Annotated in this window: 1 pseudogene; it reads right to left on the bottom strand. The window is 66.5% G+C overall.

Annotation, left to right across the window (positions count from 1 at the left end):
* Window positions 1–325: pseudogene (locus VO84_RS22970) on the bottom strand (hypothetical protein); the annotation flags it as partial.

A 325-nucleotide genomic window follows, 5' to 3' on the forward strand; every position in this document is an offset into this window, starting at 1 on the left:
ATAGCTACCGCCGGGAGGCGTGGGGGTCGGGAGCATAGGACCAGCCGCAACGGTCGCTACCATTCCACCACCCGGAGGCGTTGGTGTCGGCAGCATTGGTCCGTGACCAACATAGCTACCGCCGGGAGGCGTCGGCGTTGGCAGCATGGGACCAGCAACGGCGGCTACCATTCCTCCGCCCGGAGGCGTCGGCGTTGGCAGCATGGGACCGTGACCAATATAGCTACCGCCCGGAGGCGTCGGCGTAGGCAGCATCGGGCCAGCCGCAATAGCTACCATTCCGCCACCGGGAGGTGTGGGTGTCGGCAGCATTGGTCCGTGACCA

The organism is Occallatibacter gabretensis (assembly GCF_001449115.1).
GTDB lineage: Bacteria > Acidobacteriota > Terriglobia > Terriglobales > Acidobacteriaceae > Telmatobacter > Telmatobacter gabretensis.